The sequence below is a fragment of the Mycobacterium sp. 852002-51971_SCH5477799-a genome, from assembly GCF_001667145.1.
GTDB lineage: Bacteria > Actinomycetota > Actinomycetes > Mycobacteriales > Mycobacteriaceae > Mycobacterium.
The window spans coordinates 115625-129293 of record NZ_LZIF01000122.1; the positions used below are offsets into that span (position 1 = coordinate 115625).

The following is a 13669-nucleotide window of genomic DNA, read 5'->3' on the forward strand; positions in this document are numbered from 1 at the left end:
CGGTCGTCATTTTGGACGTGCCGTTCTGATGGCGAAACCGGCGATCAGCTCGGGTGCGGGCTTGTAGAAACGTCCGGTGATTTCGTAGGGCCCCGCTGATTCCAGCGCCCCGAAAGCCGCAACCCACGTGCGGATCTCCTGCGCGGAGCCGCCGCCCTCATGGGCGACGAACGAATTCGACCACCCATCCAGTTCGCTTAGCCACCCTCCGTCGATGATTTCCAAGAATCGGTGGTCCCACGTCGGGTTGAGTGCCTGCAGGTCGCTCTCGCCGGCGGCGAAGTTTCTGGCCGCGTCGATGACCACGGCTTGCCGGGCCTGCCGCTGTTCGGATGTCATCGGCCGGCCGTGCACGATCCGCTCCAGCACCGGCGCGGGCGCGGTCGCCAGGCTCGGCACCGGCGGGCTGTGCGAGAGCCCACCGGATCCCAGGACGAGAACTCGCTTGTCCAGAGTGGCAAGGTAATTCCCAACCGCGGCACCAAGAGCGCGACAGCGATGCATCGGGCCCAGCGGAACGCCGATGGCGTTCACGAAGATCGGTATCACGGGACGCGCGGTGGCGTCACCGAAGAGCTTCTCGAGCGGCTGGATCGTGCCGTGGTCCACGTCCATGCTGGCCGATAGCGCGACGTCGACGCCCGCGTCGAGGACCGCCTGCGCGCAGTCGGTCGCAAGCGTCTCGGGCACGCTCAGCGGGCCGGCGTGGGTGCCGTAGTCGCCCACCCCGCAGGCACTGGTGCCAATGCAGAACGGCGGCATCACCTTATAGAAGAAGCCGTTGTAATGATCCGGCGAGAAACTGACCACGAGTTCGGGGTCGTATTCTTCAACGAAGCGTCGCGCTTCGGCAATCGCGCCCTCGATGTCGTCAAGCAGGTCCCGCGATGGCCCCGGAAGATTCAGGAGCGGGCTGTGCGACATACAGCACAGAGCCAGTGCCACTTTGCAAATCACCCCCTCGCGGCGTGAGTGTGAGTGCGTCCAGGAGCGCGGCACTCAGGTCGGGCGCGCGCTGAGCGATGCAGGCGCCCGCGATGCATCGGTCGGGGCGCAAAAACAGTACCGAGTCCGAGTGGGTGTCGAACCAGGACTTGAGGTCACCGTGCCGGTCACCCACCACCACCACGTCGGGGTCGTCGTGTCCCGTCCAGTGCAGCTGGGTCGCAGGGCGCAACGCAAAGAATCGGGCTCCCAATGCTTTCCAGTCCGCGAATGCCACATCGCCGAGAATCTTGCGCGGGTTGTTGTTCCAGCACAGTACGGCGAACCACGACCCGAGCACGTCATCGAGCAACACGTCCTGCTGCTCGCGAGTGTCGACGCGCGGCTGGACGAACAGCGTGCCCACCGGCGAATCGGCGCGCCCGGGCGCGGCGTGCACGACGGCACCCTGCTCATAGCGGGGCATCGGCTTGAAGCGCATCTCCAGCACGTAACGCTTGAGCGAAGGGACTATTGACGCCGACCGCACCAGCAGATCCCGCGCGGTCGCCACGCGGCGGTTGGTCGGCGAGATCACCCGGCCCACCATGGTGGACAGGTCGATCATCGCCCGGGCGTGCTTGCGGCGTTCCACGTCATAGGTGTCCAGCAGCTTGTCGTCGGCGCGGCCGCTCACGACCGCCGCGAGCTTCCACCCGAGGTTCGCCGCGTCGCGGATCCCGCTGTTGTACCCCTGCCCCTGCCACACCGGCATCAGGTGGGCGGCGTCCCCGGCGAGCAGCAGCCGGCCCTGGCGGAACGCAGCGGCGATCCGGGAGTGGTGGGTGTACACCCGGCGCCGGATCACGTCGACCCGGTCGGGGTGGGGCACCATCCTGGCCAGCATCTGGGTCAGGAACGCGGGATCTTCGGCCTGCTCATCGGTCTCGTCGGCGTGGATCATGAACTCAAAGCGGCGAATTCCGTGGGCGATCGAGATCGAGGCGTATGGGCGTTCGGGGTCGGCGCCGACCTCGCTGTTCGGGTGCCCAAGCGGGTCGTTGGCGATGTCGACCACCAACCACCGTGTCGAGGACGTCGTTCCATCGAACGACACGCCCATCACCCGGCGCGTCATGCTGCGGCCGCCGTCGCACCCGACCACATAGCGCGCCCGCACGCGTGAGGCGTCACCGTCGTTGCCGGCGCCGCCACCTAGCTCGACGGTCACCCGGTCACCGCTTTCCCGGCATGCCGTCATCGGACGCCCCCACCACACCTGCACGTGCTCGAATCGGTCCAGACCAGTGAGCAATTCGGCGTCGACGAGCGGTTGCACGAAGCCGTTTCGCTTCGGCCAGCCGAATCGTGCGTCCGGCGGGGCCATTTCGGCGAGCACCCGGCGCTTGGCGTCGACGAACCGCAGGATCTGATTGGGCACGGTGTGCGGCAGCACCCGGTCGGCGAGCCCGATCGACTGGAAGGTTCGCAGCGCCTCGTCATCCAGGCCCACGCCGCGGGGGTAGTCGATCAGGGTGTCCCGCTCGTCGACCACTAACGTGCGGATCCCTTGCAGGCCAAGGATGTTGGCGAGGGTCAATCCGACCGGTCCCGCGCCCACCACGAGGACATCGGTCTCGATGCCAGGAACCTCCCGTCCCGATGTGACCATCACCGGCCCAGCAGAAAGTCGAGATGCAACTGGTTGAAGGTCTTGGCGTCCTCGTACTGCGGCCAATGACCGCAACCGGGCATCACCTCGAAGCGCGCGCCCGGAATCATCGACGCCATCCGGCGCCCCTCCGTCACGTCTGCGGTGGGGTCGTCGCTGGTCCACACTACGAGGGTGGGGGCGATGATCGACCCGTATTCGTCCGGGCCGAGGATGTTGCGCGCGCGGATCTCCGGGTCCTGCAACGCCATGATGTCGCTCATGGCGTTGACGAATCCCGGTTGGCGGTATACCCGTTGGCGGCTGGCGACCAGATCGTCGTAGTCCTTCGACTTGTCGGCCATCAACCACTTGATGCGCGCTTGCACCGTTTCCCAGGTCGGGTCCTCAGCGGCCGCCATGGACAGCGTGATGATCCGTTGCATCACCACGGGATCCGCCTGAGATCCGCCGGCGGTGTTGAGCACCAATCGTTCGACCACGTCCGGATGGTCGACCGCGGTGCGCGCGGCCACCCAGCCCCCCAGTGATTCGCCGCTGAGATACGCGCGATCCACACCGATGGTGCGCAGCACCGCCATCACATGCTCGACGTAGTGGACGACTTCTAGTGGATGCCCCGGCTTGTCGGTGTACCCGTGGCCGAGCATGTCGATCGACCAGGTCCAGAAATGCTCTGCGTGCGCGCCGAGGTTGCGCACGTAGGCCTCGGCATGGCCGCCGGATCCGTGCAGCAGCATCAGCACCGGCTTGCCGGGATCGCCGGCGCGCAGGTAGCGGGTGCGCACTCCTCCGGCGTCGAGGTAGCCCTGCTCAAACGCGACGCCCTGGAGGTCGCTCCAGATGCTCTCGAACTCCGCCACGGTGCTGTCCGGCCTCCAGATCGGGGAAATCTCGTTCTCGTTTTCGGCTTATCTTGTGTGCTAATATCGCACACCAATGTGCGTTATATATAGAGCTTCGCTCTCGCGAGAAGGTCTGTCAAGGCTGTGACGGGGTCCGGCACCGGTTCGCAGACCCTGGCCAGGGGTCTGACCGCGCTGCAGATGGTCGCGCACTCCCCCGGCGGGCTGACGGTGCAGCAACTCGCCGATCAGGTGGGCGTGCATCGCACCATCGCCTATCGATTGCTGACGACGTTGGCCGAGTTCCGGCTCGTGGCCAAGGGAGAAGACGGCCGCTACCGACCGGCGGCGGGCCTGGCCGTGCTCGGCGCCTCCTTCGACCGCAACGTGCGCCAAGTAAGCCTGCCGACGCTGCGCGCCCTGGCCGATGACCTCGGCACCACCGTGTCCTTACTCATCGCCGAGGGCGACCAGCAGGTGGCGGTCGCGGTGATCGTGCCCAGCCATGTCGCCTACCAACTTTCATTCCACGAAGGCAGCCGATACCCGCTCGACCGCGGCGCCGCCGGCATCGCCCTGCTCGCGTGCATGCCTCCGCGCCCGGGCGAGCGAGAGTTGGTTTCCCGTGCGCGCGAACGCGGTTGGGTGACGACCTACGGCGAGATCGAACCGAACACCTACGGCCTGGCGGTGGGGGTGCGCCGCCCGGTGCCATCCCCGCCGACGTGCATCAACCTCATCTCACATCGAGAAGACGTGGTGATGCGCGGGAAAGACGCGGTCGTCAAGGCCGCCAAGCAGTTGTCGGAGCTACTGAGCTGAAGGGATAGCAGTCCATGTCATGGGACCACGAAGTCGACGTTGTCGTGCTCGGCAGTGGCGGCGCCGGCCTCACCGCCGCGCTGACCGCCGCGGTCGCGGGCGCCTCGGTGGCGGTCTACGAAAAGGCTCCGACCGTCGGCGGAACAACCGCCGTGTCCGGCGGCATCGTGTGGATCCCCGCCCATAACCGTTCTCCCGAGGGCGAATTGACCGTGGCCGACGCGTTGGAGTACCTGCGCGCCCAGTCGCTCGGATCGATGGACGACGAGCTTGTCGAAACGTTCGTGCGCACCGGGCCGGCGATGCTCGACTTCGTCGAGGCGCACAGTGGTCTTCAGTTCGAGATTGCGACCGGCTTCCCCGACTACCGCCCCGAGTTACCGGGCGGGCAGCCGACCGGCGGCAGGTCGCTGAGCGCGGCCCCCCTCGATCTGGCCCAGCTCGGCGAATGGGCAACGCAGATCACGTCATTCCCGGCCGACTGGTCCAACGTCGGCTTCGACGCCGAGACCAGGGCCCGCCTGCACGCGGCGATCGACGAACGCACCAGCCACCTGTGCGTCGCCGGCACCGCGCTGATCGCGGGGCTCCTCAAGGGCCTGCTGGATGCCGGCGTCACCCCGCACACCAATGCCCGGGCCGAAGGGCTTATCGCCGAAAACGAAGAAATCACCGGGGTGCGCGTGGCCCTGCCGGACCGGACGATCACTGTTCGCGCCCGGCACGGGGTCATCCTGGGCACCGGCGGCTTCGAGTGGAATCCGGCTCTGACACAAGCGTTTCTGCGCGGTCCGATGCACGGCGCGGTCTCACCGCCCAACAACACCGGGGACGGTCTGCGCATGGCGATGGAGCGGGGGGCTGACCTGGCCAACATGGGCGAAGCGTGGTGGGTGCCGATCGTGCAGATCCCCGGCGACACCATCGAGGGCAAGCCGCGCAGCCGCAGCGTGCGGCTGGAGCGAACGCGCCCGCGCAGCATCATGGTCAACTCGGCCGGGCGGCGCTTCGTCAATGAGGCCTGCGATTACAACTCGATGGCCGGCGCCTTCCATTACCTGGATCCTCGCGGCGGCTACGTCAACGACCGCGGGTGGATGGTGTTCGATTCGATTCACCTGCAGCACTACGGATTTCTTGGTATCGAGCCGGGCCAACCCGTCCCGGACTGGTTCTGCGAGTCGGCGGATCTCACCGAGCTGGCCGCCAAGACTGGTATCGACGCCAACGGTCTGACCCGTACGGTCGAGAGCTGGAACCGTCATGTGGCCGCCGGCGCGGATCCCGAGTTCGGCCGCGGCTCAAGCGCTTACGACGGCTACTGGGGCGATGACAGCGCAACCACACAGGCCGGTAAGACGCTAGGCCCGATCGACACCGCCCCGTTCTACGCGGTGCCGGTGAGCATCGGCGCGATGGGCACCAAGGGCGGACCCCGCACCGATCACGACGCCCGGGTTCTGCATGTCGGCGGCGCGCCGATACCCGGCTTGTTCGCTGCGGGCAATGCGATGGGAGGTGTGACCGGACGTGCCTACGGCGGCGCCGGCGGAACCCTGGGCCCGGCAATGGTTTTCGGCTATCGGGCGGGTCATGCCGCTGCCACCGGGAAGTCGGTCGACCTGAAGTAGCGGACGCCTTGTGCGCCGAGCGTGGGCGGTTACGGCATCGGTTCCGACCCAGTTGCCGGCTGATTGTGCTACGCGGCGAGTTTGCGGTCGGCGGCCTCAGACAACAGTCGTGTCACGAGCGGATGAGGTTCCTCGACGGTCGAGCGATTCTGGGGAACGAACAACGTGGCGATGTAGTACGGATGGCCCGGTAGTTCTAGGACGCGGGCTTCGTCGTCATCGTCGAGTCCGGTGACGCGCAGCCCACCTTCCTCTAGCGCCGTTCGATAGGCCGCATTCAATCCGAAGTTGCAGTAGTACTTTTCGTAAACTCGGCTCTCCCCATAGCAGTGCGCGGCCAGGGATCCCGGTTCAAGGTTAACCGGCATGGTCAGCCCCGTCAGGGAACAAGTCAGCGATGAGATGAACAGGCGAGACCCGTACGGGTCGTATTCGGCATGTTGCGCGTCTTGGAAGCCGAGTACGTTGCGTGCGAATTCAAGAACGATGTGCTGGTATCCGCCACATGTACCCAACGTTGGCACATGGCCTTCGCGCCCGAAGCGCAACGCTGCAAGGGCTCCGCGCAAACTACGATAGGGGCTGCCAGGAGCGCACCACAGCGCATCCGCGGTCGTGACCGGCCGGAGGTCCGTTTCGAGTGATTCGGTCGCCAGCCAAGTCACGCGAGCCTGCAAGCCGAGCAACTTCGCTGAATGGCTTATCGCGTTATTGGTGGCAACATGAGGCGCATACGAGCAGTCGAAATCGCCGATCACCATGACGTTTAACGGATCGTTCATCGCTGACTCTTCCGTGCTGGGCCCTCAAGGGTGGCAGCCCGCGGTTTCACGCGCAAGTTATTTCCGGTCCAGAAGCGTATGCCCGCGACGACCACTGGCGCTGATTAATTCATGCTCGTGCTGGCGCATTCGGTCCACCCTGCGTCATTCTGAATCGATGGTCGCCTACGACCGGATCGGTGCCACCTATTGCAGCACTCGCCGACCCGACCCGCGGATCGCCTTCCAGGTGCACGCCGCGCTCACCGCGATGGACACCCTCGTCAACGTCGGGGCCGCCACCGGATCCTACGAGCCGGCCCAGACCATCGTCGCGGTCGAGCCCAGCATGGTGATGATCGCCCAGCGTTCACCGCAAGCAGCCCCGTGTGTCCAGGCCGTGGCGGAGGCATTGCCGCTGCGAGACAAATGCGTTGACGCCTCAATGGCCTTGCTGACCGTGCATCACTGGGGCGATCTCCCCGCCGGGATCAGCGAGCTGCGCCGGGTCAGCCGTCACCGAATCGTGGTTTTCACCTGGGATCAAACGGTGATCGACGACTTCTGGTTGCTGCGTGAATATCTGCCCGACGCCGCTCGGATCAACAAAGCGCTGTACGTACCGATTGAACGACTGGTAGAGCTGTTGGGTGGCGCGCAGGTGCGCACCGTGCCCGTACCGCATGACTGCACAGACGGATTCGGCGCCGCCTTTTGGCGCCGGCCCGAGGCCTACCTCGACGCCACCGTCCGCGCCGGTATCTCGATGCTGGCCTATGCCGACGGTGGCGCCCTAGCCGAAGGACTGGGCCGCCTTGCGGCCGACCTGCGCTCCGGACGATGGCAACAACAACACGCGGAACTGCTTGAGAAACAACAGCTCGACGCCGGCTACCGCCTACTCGTCAGCGATTGCGAGTAAGACGCTCGGCTTCGGTAGCCGTCAAGCCGGCTGTACGCCCGACCAATAGCTGAGTCTCATATGTGATAGCGCCGGTGATAGCACAAACCAAACTCACTTCATGCCAGCCAAATTGATACACACGTGACTCGCGTGACCACCGAAGCTCGACGGCCCCGCAGCCATCATTTCGTCAACGGCACTTCGACGCAGACGTGGGTGCCCACCGGGACGTCGAGAAACACCAGTGCTCCCCCGGCGGCCTCCACCCGGGCGCGGTGCGACGCGAGACCGATGTGGCCCTCCCCCAGGCGGCGCGCCACCGTCTCCTGGCCGAACCCCACCCCGTCGTCGACCACATGCAAAACGCAAGTCTGGTCAGTGATTCCGAGTATGACCGTCGCGCTGCCGGCCGCAGCATGTTGCACCACGTTGGACAACAACTCGCGCACCACGCCGAACATGACGGGATCGATGTCGCTGCGCGTCGAATACTCGATGTCGGTGGTGATGTCGATGCCGGACCGCTGTGCGGTGAACTCCGCGAGCTGCTGCACCGCGGCGCCCAGACCGACCTGCTCGAGTACCGCCGGATGCAGTTCGAAAGTGGCCTGCCGCAACCGTTCCGAGGCCGTCTGTAAACCGGCCAGCGCCCGGCCAACGCGCTCGTCGCCGTCGAACGCCGCGTCCAATTCGACGAGCTCTTGGCGCACGGCCAGGATGTCTTGCAGGGGCCCATCGTGGATGAATTCCGAGATCCGACGCTGCGACACATCCGAAGCGTTCATCGTCTGGGCTAGCAATTCCTCTCGCAAGGCGCTCAATCCGGCCACCGAGCGGGTATGACGCTCCTCGATGCGCACCACCAAGAAGGCCGCGCAACAAAGGAATGCATAGAGCAGGAACCGAAATCCCGCCTCCGGCAACTTGACCTCGCTCAACATCACCGGATCTTGCAGCACGGCAATTGCGAATCCGAGCATGGAGAAGATCAGCACCACCGCCGCCCGGCGAGAAGAGACATCAAGTCCCAACAGGACCGGCAACATCGCCATGATCAGCAGCGGATAGACGCCATTGGTGGACAGCAGCTGAAAGACGGTCAGCGCGACGATGTCGATGACGGTGAAGACAAACGGCTCAAACCGGCCGATCGCCACCAATCGGCCCATTCCGATCCACCGACGGAACGGAGCGAAAGCCAATCCCAGCGCGCTGAGCGCGACGAGCGCGTACAGCACGATCAGCACGCCTTCCTGCGGCCACTCCGATCGGCTGGTGCCGATGATCATGGCCGCGACCATGAGGCCGACCACACCGATCCGCAGCACCGAGCCGATGCGGTACGAGCGCAACTGGTGAACCGTGCGAACCCGTTCCAGCTCTACGTCACCGGCGACCGACACCCGATCACCGTACTCATCCGCGTCTGCTGCCCCGAAGCAATCTCGAAAATGACCCATCATGCCGCCCAGAGAATGCGAACGCCGCTGTTGGGCAAGCCGCTACACTCGTCGCCATGGTCGGCGCGGCTACCCCCGAAACGGTGCGGGTGGTTGTCGGCGATGATCACCCGCTTTTTCGCGAGGGCGTGGTGCGCGCGCTGGCGTCGAGCGGTTCGGTCGACGTCGTCGGTGAAGCGGAAGACGGCTCTGCGGCACTGGAATTGATCAAGTCGCACGTGCCGGACGTCGCGCTGCTCGACTACCGGATGCCCGGCATGGACGGCGCCCAGGTGGCGGCCGCCGTGCGAACGCAGGGATTGGCCACCCGGGTGTTGCTGATCTCGGCGCACGACGAGTCGGCGATCGTGTACCAGGCGCTGCAGCAGGGTGCGGCCGGCTTCGTGCTGAAAGACTCGACGCGCAGCGAGATCGTCAAGGCCGTACTCGACTGCGCGCAGGGGCATGACGTGGTGGCGCCCGCGCTGGTCGGCGGCCTTGCCGCGGAGATCCGGCACCGCGCGGAGCCGTCCGCGCCAGTGTTGAGTGCTCGCGAACGTGAGGTGCTCCAGAGGATCTCCCGCGGTCAGAGCATCCCTGCGATTGCGGGTGAGCTCTTTGTGGCCCCGTCGACGGTGAAAACGCACGTGCAACGCCTCTACGAGAAGCTCGGCGTCGGCGATCGCGCGGCCGCCGTCGCCGAGGCAATGCGGCAAGGTCTGCTCAGCTAGCGGCCGGCCAGGGATTCGAATCTGGCAGGGGCGGAAGCTGTTGCGCCCGCACGGATGCCTTCGCCGAAGCCATCGCCTCGGCCACCAGGTGGCGTGCGCCTCGTTCCACCTCGTAGAGGTGGTCGCTGTCGCTGCCAGCCGCGATCAGTTGCCGACGTGCGAAGACCAACGGGTCGACGGCCGCGGGGTGATTCGTGTGGTAGGTGATCGCCTCGACCAACGCGGGGCCGTCGCCGGCGCTCGCCAGGTGTATCGCCTCGGCGACCGAGTCGGCCACCGCCACAACGTCCCTGCCGTCGACCGAAAGCATGGGCATCGTGTCGGATTCATACGCGCGCCGACGGGCGTTGGATGCACCGCGGATGTTTTCAACGACGAACACCACGGGCAGCCGCCATTGCACGGCGATCCTTGCGGCCGTGGTGAACTCGACGGAGTGCGTGTCGCGGCCACCGATGACACACAGACTGACCTTGCCCTCGCCGGTCATTCGCTGAGTGTTGGCGTCACCCAGCGCAAACAGAGTCGATTGGCCCAGCACCGTCTCGTTGGCCAGTGAGCGCTTCCAGTCGGCGGCCCCGCCGCCGGCGCGGCGCTTGGGGCCGATCGTCTCGGCGATGGCAGGCCCCAGCGGGAGGGCCAGGCCCACCTGCTGAGCGTGAAGGTATTGCGGCGTGCCGGCGTTGACCAGGTCGCCCGGCCTCAGCGCCGCAACCGTACCGATAGCCACCGCCTCCTGCCCGAACTCCACACGCGCGCCGTCGTCGATCAGACCGTCGACGCGCAACTCATCCAACGCCATATCGAGTAGTCGCAGAACCCACATCCGGTGATACAGCTCCAACCGGTCGTCGCGGACCAGTGCTGCCGAAGTCTGGGGTGTGTGAGTCATGCCGGTCTCCTACTCTCAAGCGAACTGCTCGGCGCCCGCCAGAACCAGACGACGGATGACGATCCGGTCGTCGGCTGAAGTGGCCGCCGAATTGAACACACGCTCAACGTAGGGCGATTGCGCGGGCCGCACCTCCGCCAATCGGACCGCAAAGGTGATGAATGCGCGTGTCCCCCGATCGGGGGACAGCGGGCCGTCAGTCCGTTCCGGGCGACGGAGATGAGATCAGCTGGTCGGCGGCCGTGTAGGGATCCTGGTCGCCGTCGACGACCGCCTCGGCGAGCCGGTCGAGATCGGGTTGCGTACGCAGCCGGGTTTGCGCCAGCGACAGGATCTGAGCGCGGGCGCGGGCCAGCCGGCGGGCGCGGCTGTCGGTGCGGCGGTGGTCCTCGATGGCGGCCATCAGTTCTTCGATGCCCTCACCCCGGGCGGCGATCAGCGAAACGATGGGTGCGCTGGTTTCGGCCCGGAGATCGCGAACCGTCTGTTCGGCACCGTCCCGGTCCGCCTTGTTGACCGCCACGATGTCGGCGACTTCCAGCACGCCCGCCTTGGCTGCCTGAACCGCGTCGCCCGCTCCGGGATTGAGAATGACGACGGTCGGGTCGGCGACGGCGGCGATCTCGATCTCGGACTGCCCCACCCCCACCGTCTCCAGCAGGACCACGTCGTAACCGATCGCGCCCAGCAGCCGGATGGCCGCCGGAACGGCGGCCGCAAGGCCGCCCAGATGCCCACGCGTGGCCACCGAACGGATGAGTACGTCGGAGTCGTTGATATGCGCGGCCATTCGAATTCGATCGCCTAGCAGCGCGCCGCCACTGAACGGGGATGACGGGTCTACCGCCAACACCGCCACCCGTAGACCACGTTCGCGGTATGCGCTGACCAGCGCGCCGACCGTCGTCGACTTTCCCGCGCCCGGCGGCCCCGTGATGCCGACGACCGGCCCCACGCCGTCCGGTGCGGGACCGATGGTCGCCAAGACCTCGTCGCGCTGCTCGCCCTCGACGAGGCTGAGTAGGCGGCCGGCCGCGCGGGGAGATCCATTGCGCGCGCGGGCAATCAGATCAGCGATGATCATGTACGCATTATGGCGCCGCGACCTCGATCACCGTCGCCGAGCCCATTCCCCCGCCGGCGCACATCGCCGCGACTCCGATGCCACCGCCGCGCCGGCGCATTTCGTGCACCAGGGTGACCAGCATCCGGGCTCCGGTCGCCGCGACGGGGTGCCCCAGCGAGCAGCCACTGCCGCTGACGTTGACCTTGTCGGGGTCAAGCTCGAGCAGTTTGATGGTGGCCACGCACATCGCGGCGAAGGCCTCGTTGATCTCGAAGAGATCCACGTCGGAAATCGAAAGTCCGCCTCGCTTAAGGGCTTTCGGTATCGCCTCCACCGGCGCCAGGCCGGTGATCGCCGGGTCGACGCCGACGGATGCCCAGGACCGGATAGTGGCCAGCGCGGGCAGCCCCAGTTGGTCGCTGGCGATCACCAGCGCCGCCGCGCCGTCGTTGGCGCCGCACGCGTTGCCGGCGGTGATCGAGAAGCCCTCGATCTCGGGGTGCAGCGGCTTGAGCGCGGCCAGCTTCTGCATTGTCGTGTCGCGACGCGGGTGCTCATCGACCGAGAACAGGCCATGCGGCGTCTCGATCGGGACGATCTCCTCCTTGAAGCGGCCTTCGTCGATGGCGGCGATGGCATTGCGGTGTGACCGCAGCGCCCAGGCGTCCATCTCCTCACGGCTCACGCCGGCCTTGACCGCGGCGTTCCACCCCACGGTGATCGACATGTCCATGTTCGGCGCGTCGGGCCGGTTCGGATGGGTCGGCGGGAACCAGTCGACCCACTCACCGTCCACCTGCAGGCGCGAGCGCGGCGACGTCGACGCCGCATTCACACCACCGGCGATGATCAGCTCGTCCATCCCGGCGCGCACGCTCGCCGCCGCGCTCTGCACCGCCGCCTGCCCGGCCGCGCAGTGCCGGTTGTTGGCCAGACCGGGGACGTGCGGCAGCCCGGCCGTGATGGCCGCGTGGCGCGCGATCACGCCGCCGCCATAGAGGCCCTCGCCCAGGATCACATCGTCGACCTGCGCGGGGTCCAGGTCTTTAGCCGCTTCGGAAACCACATGATGCGCCAGATCGAAAGCGCTGGTGTCGCGCAGAGTGCCCTTGCGGGCGGTGCCGATGGGGGTGCGCAGCGCGGACACGATGACGGCTTCAGACACGGGCCTTCTCCAGTTCGACCAGGAGGTGCGGAACTCCGAGAGGCGTCCGCACATTTATGAGAATCATATTCTCTCATTGCGAGAGTGTGAGTCGCAACAAGCGCCCGGTTGCGGAGCGCGGCGCAGCGGCGGCGTCCCTAGTTGGTGCGGTTCGACCACCCCGGCGGGAGGTGTTCGGGACCGGTGTCGATGACGGTCTCGTCGTCGGTTCCGACGTATTCGAACAGGGTTATATAGGCGAATTCGGGGACTTCGTAGATGGGGTAGGTCGGTCCCCGGTCGCGGTAGGCGCGCATCTCATCCAGGTGGTCGTTCTGGAAGCAGACGGTGCGTTCACCGTGCATGCGGATCCACTGCGGAAAGAAGATGACGCCGTGGATGCGGCGTTTGGCGGGCAGAACGTTGACGGCCACGCAGGTGCCGGTGGGTTCGGTCCAGGAAATTTTGAAATTGTCGTCGTCGAGTTGGACCAGGTTGACCTCCTGGCCTTTGACCCAGCGGCCTCCGACATGTCCGGAGTGGATGCGGTAGTCGATGGTGCTGGCGTTCTTGACGTACATTTCGTACTGCCATCCGTTGGCGTAGGTGTAAATGAAGCGATGTCCGACAATTCCCGAAAGATCTTGCGACGGGATCGGATTCGTGACACTGGTCATTGCCGTTCCTCCCATTTGGGCCGGAGCTTCTGCACTAGGACATCCTGCCAGGAACGCGGGGCTGCTGCGGCAGCTGGGCCCGGCAAAGTCGACCTTTCCTGAACAGTCAATGGACGATATCGGCCATGGCGATATGCCGGTATGCGGATATGTGAGACTGA

General features: G+C 66.1%; 13 protein-coding genes. 4 read left to right on the forward strand and 9 right to left on the reverse strand.

Going from position 1 to position 13669, the window contains the following annotated elements:
- Positions 1-6: 6 nt before the first annotated feature.
- Genes A5753_RS22800 through A5753_RS22810 form a run of 3 tightly spaced genes read right to left on the reverse strand, consistent with a single transcriptional unit; the run spans position 7 to position 3459 of the window.
- Positions 7-924 carry a 3-carboxyethylcatechol 2,3-dioxygenase gene (locus A5753_RS22800; RefSeq protein WP_067133885.1) on the reverse strand — a complete coding sequence of 306 codons (918 nt, stop codon included), beginning with the start codon at positions 922-924 and terminating at the stop codon, positions 7-9.
- On the reverse strand, positions 872-2596 hold the full coding sequence (locus A5753_RS22805; protein ID WP_067133888.1) for a bifunctional 3-(3-hydroxy-phenyl)propionate/3-hydroxycinnamic acid hydroxylase: 1725 nt from the start codon (positions 2594-2596) through the stop codon (positions 872-874). The genes A5753_RS22800 and A5753_RS22805 overlap by 53 nt, the downstream gene beginning before the upstream one ends.
- The gene (locus A5753_RS22810) at positions 2596-3459 is read right to left on the reverse strand and encodes an alpha/beta fold hydrolase (protein ID WP_067133891.1); all 864 of its coding nucleotides are present in this window, start codon (positions 3457-3459) and stop codon (positions 2596-2598) included. The genes A5753_RS22805 and A5753_RS22810 overlap by 1 nt, the downstream gene beginning before the upstream one ends.
- A gap of 126 nt (positions 3460-3585) precedes the next feature.
- On the opposite strand from A5753_RS22810, the gene A5753_RS22815 reads away from it, so the two are divergent.
- A complete protein-coding gene (locus A5753_RS22815) occupies positions 3586-4263 on the forward strand; it encodes an IclR family transcriptional regulator (protein WP_067133905.1) in 678 nt (225 codons plus the stop codon).
- Positions 4264-4277: 14 nt separating this feature from the next.
- On the forward strand, positions 4278-5894 hold the full coding sequence (locus A5753_RS22820; RefSeq protein WP_067133908.1) for an FAD-dependent oxidoreductase: 1617 nt from the start codon (positions 4278-4280) through the stop codon (positions 5892-5894).
- 68 nt (positions 5895-5962) lie between these two features.
- Here the strand turns inward: A5753_RS22820 and A5753_RS22825 are convergent, their stop codons facing one another.
- Positions 5963-6676, reverse strand: a complete 714-nt coding sequence (locus A5753_RS22825; RefSeq protein WP_067133911.1) for a hypothetical protein — start codon at positions 6674-6676, stop codon at positions 5963-5965.
- Between the two features lie 157 nt (positions 6677-6833).
- Between A5753_RS22825 and A5753_RS22830 the strand changes: the two genes are divergently transcribed.
- Positions 6834-7577: a class I SAM-dependent methyltransferase gene (locus A5753_RS22830; protein WP_067133914.1), complete on the forward strand. Its 744-nt coding sequence runs from the start codon at positions 6834-6836 to the stop codon at positions 7575-7577.
- A 164-nt stretch (positions 7578-7741) separates the two neighbouring features.
- On the opposite strand, the gene A5753_RS22835 is transcribed toward A5753_RS22830, so the two are convergent.
- Positions 7742-8962, reverse strand: a complete 1221-nt coding sequence (locus A5753_RS22835; protein WP_067133917.1) for a sensor histidine kinase — start codon at positions 8960-8962, stop codon at positions 7742-7744.
- A gap of 113 nt (positions 8963-9075) precedes the next feature.
- On the opposite strand from A5753_RS22835, the gene A5753_RS22840 reads away from it, so the two are divergent.
- Positions 9076-9729: a response regulator transcription factor gene (locus A5753_RS22840; protein ID WP_067133920.1), complete on the forward strand. Its 654-nt coding sequence runs from the start codon at positions 9076-9078 to the stop codon at positions 9727-9729.
- Here A5753_RS22840 and A5753_RS22845 read toward each other — a convergent pair.
- From A5753_RS22845 to A5753_RS22860, 4 genes are all read right to left on the reverse strand, one after another.
- Positions 9722-10621 (reverse strand): thiamine pyrophosphate-dependent enzyme, encoded by a 900-nt coding sequence (locus A5753_RS22845; RefSeq protein ID WP_197694775.1) that lies wholly within the window; start codon positions 10619-10621, stop codon positions 9722-9724. The genes A5753_RS22840 and A5753_RS22845 overlap by 8 nt on opposite strands.
- A gap of 196 nt (positions 10622-10817) precedes the next feature.
- Positions 10818-11705 (reverse strand): methylmalonyl Co-A mutase-associated GTPase MeaB, encoded by an 888-nt coding sequence (gene meaB, locus A5753_RS22850; protein WP_067133923.1) that lies wholly within the window; start codon positions 11703-11705, stop codon positions 10818-10820.
- A 7-nt stretch (positions 11706-11712) separates the two neighbouring features.
- Entirely contained in the window at positions 11713-12852 is a 1140-nt protein-coding gene (locus A5753_RS22855) for a thiolase family protein (RefSeq protein ID WP_067133926.1), read from the reverse strand.
- Positions 12853-12989: 137 nt separating this feature from the next.
- Complete coding sequence (locus A5753_RS22860) at positions 12990-13508, reverse strand: phenolic acid decarboxylase (RefSeq protein ID WP_067133929.1); 519 nt, start codon at positions 13506-13508, stop codon at positions 12990-12992.
- Positions 13509-13669 lie beyond the last annotated feature (161 nt).

What these genes read in the sequence shown, in the direction of transcription:
- A5753_RS22800 (WP_067133885.1), bottom strand. Translation starts at nt 924, where the DNA reads ATGTCGCACAGCCCGCTCCTGAATCTTCCGGGGCCATCGCGGGACCTG.
- A5753_RS22805 (WP_067133888.1), bottom strand. Translation starts at nt 2,596, where the DNA reads ATGGTCACATCGGGACGGGAGGTTCCTGGCATCGAGACCGATGTCCTC.
- A5753_RS22820 (WP_067133908.1), top strand. Translation starts at nt 4,278, where the DNA reads ATGTCATGGGACCACGAAGTCGACGTTGTCGTGCTCGGCAGTGGCGGC.
- A5753_RS22825 (WP_067133911.1), bottom strand. Translation starts at nt 6,676, where the DNA reads ATGAACGATCCGTTAAACGTCATGGTGATCGGCGATTTCGACTGCTCG.
- A5753_RS22830 (WP_067133914.1), top strand. Translation starts at nt 6,834, where the DNA reads ATGGTCGCCTACGACCGGATCGGTGCCACCTATTGCAGCACTCGCCGA.
- A5753_RS22840 (WP_067133920.1), top strand. Translation starts at nt 9,076, where the DNA reads ATGGTCGGCGCGGCTACCCCCGAAACGGTGCGGGTGGTTGTCGGCGAT.
- A5753_RS22845 (WP_197694775.1), bottom strand. Translation starts at nt 10,621, where the DNA reads ATGACTCACACACCCCAGACTTCGGCAGCACTGGTCCGCGACGACCGG.
- meaB (WP_067133923.1), bottom strand. Translation starts at nt 11,705, where the DNA reads ATGATCATCGCTGATCTGATTGCCCGCGCGCGCAATGGATCTCCCCGC.
- A5753_RS22860 (WP_067133929.1), bottom strand. Translation starts at nt 13,508, where the DNA reads ATGACCAGTGTCACGAATCCGATCCCGTCGCAAGATCTTTCGGGAATT.